The 3,127-nt window shown below is 71.5% G+C and carries 4 protein-coding genes and 1 pseudogene; all 5 read right to left on the bottom strand.

All coding sequences use genetic code 11. The features are described 5' to 3' along the window. Positions 1-1,400, bottom strand: a 1,400-nt coding sequence (locus ABZ371_RS30890) for a cytochrome P450 (protein WP_358685876.1), incomplete at its 3' end; no start/stop codon positions are given. A gap of 85 nt (positions 1,401-1,485) precedes the next feature. Beyond that, complete coding sequence (locus ABZ371_RS30885; protein ID WP_358685873.1) at positions 1,486-2,100, bottom strand: ATP/GTP-binding protein; 615 nt, start codon at positions 2,098-2,100, stop codon at positions 1,486-1,488. Then, a complete protein-coding gene (locus ABZ371_RS30880; RefSeq protein WP_358685871.1) occupies positions 2,081-2,449 on the bottom strand; it encodes a DUF742 domain-containing protein in 369 nt (122 codons plus the stop codon). The genes ABZ371_RS30885 and ABZ371_RS30880 overlap by 20 nt, the downstream gene beginning before the upstream one ends. Then, a complete protein-coding gene (locus ABZ371_RS30875) occupies positions 2,446-2,853 on the bottom strand; it encodes a roadblock/LC7 domain-containing protein (protein ID WP_150486381.1) in 408 nt (135 codons plus the stop codon). Before ABZ371_RS30875 ends, ABZ371_RS30880 begins: the two co-directional genes overlap by 4 nt. After that, positions 2,850-3,127 (bottom strand): annotated as a pseudogene (locus ABZ371_RS30870) (ATP-binding protein); the annotation flags it as partial. The pseudogene ABZ371_RS30870 and the gene ABZ371_RS30875, both read right to left, overlap by 4 nt.

Raw genomic sequence — 3,127 nt, 5'->3', positions numbered from 1 at the left:
GGCCCGGCCGACACGGGTGCGGCACGCTTCGGCAGGGCGGGCGAGGACACCTCCCAGTCCGCATCGGGCCGGGCGCGGGCCGCGATCGAGGTGAGCGGGTCGGCGTCGATCGCCTGCTGCGGGCTGGGGGCGAAGCGCACCGGGAGGTCGACCAGATGGCGGGACATGATGTTGCCGACCCAGCTCAGCTCGCTCTCGTCGACCGCGAGTTCCAGGTCGGGAAGGCGCATCAGCAGGGCGTCGACCCCCACGTCGGCGATGGCCCGGCCGATGTCCTGGCCCGGGCATTCGTGCGGCCCGCCGCTGAAGGCGAGGTGGGCCCGGTTGCCCTCCATGTTGGCGGTGAGGTCGGGACGCACCACCGGGTCGGTGTTAGCCGGGGCGATCCCGACGAGGAGGGCGTCGCCGGCCCTGATCCGCTGGCCGCCGAGCTCGGTGTCGCCCACGGCCCAGCGGCCGAAGACGGCGGTGAACGGCGGCTCGTCCCAGAGGGTCTGCTCCACCGCCTCCGGCACGGTCATGTGCCCGCCGCTGAGCCTGGCGCGGAAGCGCGGGTCGGTCAGCACCATGCGCAGGACGTTGGCGATGAGGTTGGCGGTCGACTCGTACGCGGCGATGAGGATGAGCCGCAGGTGCTCCGCGACCTCGACGTCGCTCAGCCCGGCGGGGTGTTCGACGAGCCAGCCGGCGAAGTCGGAGCCCGGGGCCGTGCGCCGCCGTTCGACCAGCCGGTTCAGCACCTCGACCACGTAGGCGTTGCTCTCGACCGCTGTGGCGGTGCCCCTGGTCATGTCCCGGGCGGCCTGCACCATCCGGTCGTTGTACTCCTCGGGCATCCCGAAGATGGCGCACATCACCATCATGGGGAGGTGCTCGGCGAAGTCGCCGACCAGTTCGGCGGTGCCCTTCTCGCAGAAGTCGTTGACGAGCCGGTTGCTGAACCGGTTGACGTGGCGGCGGACCCCGCGGGTGTCGATCCGCGCCATGCTGTCGGTGACCGCGCCCCGCAGCCGCTCGTGGGCGTCCCCGTCGGCGAACGCGCAGATCGGCTGCCAGGTGAAGATCGGGGCGAGCGGGTGCTCGGAGGTGACGGTGCCGTCCTTGAGGGCCTGCCAGCGCCGGGAGTCCCGGGAGAACTGGGAGGGGGTCCGGGTCACGTGCAGGTTCTCGCTGTGCCCGAGGACGAGCCAGGCGGGCACGTCCCCGTGCAGCAGCACGGGGGCCACCGTGCCGTGTTCGGCACGGAGCCTGGCGTAGAGGCCGGCGGGGTCGTTCTCCGCCTCGGGCCCGTACAGCCGGCGCAGGCCGCCCGGCCCGGCCCCCATGGCGTGGGCCGGGCACTCGGGGGGTGGTACCGGCCCCGTGGCCGCTCCGGGTTCGTGGTGGAAGGGGGTTGTCACTAGCGCTCCAGGGATCGGGCTTTCCACGGATCAGCGGATCGGGCGAGGTGACGCGGCAGCGCGGTGGGGGACGCGCGTGCCGCGTTCAGGTGAGCGGGACGGCAAGGCTGTGCAGATAGCGCATCAGGGTCATCAGCACGTCGCGGCTGGAGACCCGCAGCCGGGCGTCGCAGTCGATCATCGGCACCTCGTCCGGCAGGTCGAGTGCGGTACGCAGGGCTTCGACCGGGTGGTGCGGTGCATCGGGGAAGGTGTTGATCGCGACGACGAACGGGACACCGCGCTCCTCCAGCCGGCCGATCACGTCGAAACTGACCTGGAGCCGGCGGGTGTCGATGAGGACGACGGCGCCGAGGGCCCCTTCGAACAGACCGTTCCAGAGGAACCAGAAGCGTTCCTGGCCGGGGGTCCCGAACAGGTAGAGGATCAGTTCCTCGCTGAGGCTGATCCGGCCGAAGTCCATGGCGACCGTGGTGGCGGTCTTGCTCTCCACCCCCACGTTGTCGTCCACGCCGACACCGGCCTGGGTCATCGTCTCCTCGGTGGTCAGGGGCCGGATCTCGCTCACCGAGCCGACCATCGTCGTCTTGCCGACCCCGAACCCTCCGACGATGACGACCTTCACCGCGGCCGTGGCCGTGGTGGGGAGGACGTCCTCGCTGCGGGGGCCCGTGATCGTGTCAGAGCTTCTGAAGTCCATGCATCACCGCTTCGAGGAGGGACCGGTCCGGGAGCGCGGCGCGGACGATGGGCGCGCGCGACTCGATGAGCTCGGTGGCCAGTAGTTCTGTCAGGAGCGAGGTGACGACGCTGAAGGGCAGGCTCAGATAGGCCGAGATCTCGGCGACGGACAGCGGCGCCCTGCAGAGCCGCAGGATCGCGGCCTGCTCGGGCTGGACCATGGGCGACGGTTCGGCCTGTGCGACGACCATCGTCACCAGGTCGAGTTCCGCGCGTTCGCCGTCGGTGTCGCCGGTGATCACGTACAGCCTCTCCGGATCGCTCAGCGCCGGGTCGGCCTTTCGGCGTTCTCGTCGGGGAGCACTCATCCGGCCTGCCCGTCATGTCGGGGAGGACTCGTCAGGTGGGCCCCGATGCGCACGACCATGTCGCGCATCCGGGCTCCCACCAGCCCCGCGTCGACCGTCTCGCCGGCCAGGACGGCGAGGTACGCGCCGGTGCCCGCGGCCATCAGGTAGAAGAAGCCGCCGGTCACCTCGATGACGACGAGCTTCATCTGCCCGTCGCTGTAGGGGATCTCGGTGGCGACCGCGGCGGCCAGGCTCTGCAGGCCGGCGCAGGCGGCGGCGAGGCGGTCGGCGACGTCGGGGTCCCCGCCGTGCCGGGCGATGCGCAGGCCGTCCGCGGAGAGCACCACGATCTGGTGGATGCTCGGTACGTCGTCGGCCAGCTCCTTGAGCATCCAGTCCATGTTTCCCCGCTGCTGGATCACTTCAGGTCTCCCTTGTCCCACACGTCGTCGGAGTCTTCGCCGGTCTTCGGTTCCTGGGGCACACCGTTGACGGCCTGGGTGAAAGCCTCCAGCCAGAGGCCGGGCGGTGGTTCCGCGGCGCCGTGCCGTCCGCCGCCCGACCCGTTGTGCGCTCCCGGGGCCGGTTCGGCGGCCGGGGCCGCCTGCTGCGGGAGGTTGTGCGAGCCGAGCGGGGCCCGGCCCCGGCTGCGTCGCTGGGGCAGCCCGCCCGCCGTCCACTCGGTCACCACGATCT

It is taken from the genome of Streptomyces sp. NPDC005899 (assembly GCF_040629645.1).
In the GTDB taxonomy this organism is placed as follows: Bacteria; Actinomycetota; Actinomycetes; order Streptomycetales; family Streptomycetaceae; genus Streptomyces.
This window is presented reverse-complemented; position numbering and strand designations above follow the sequence as displayed.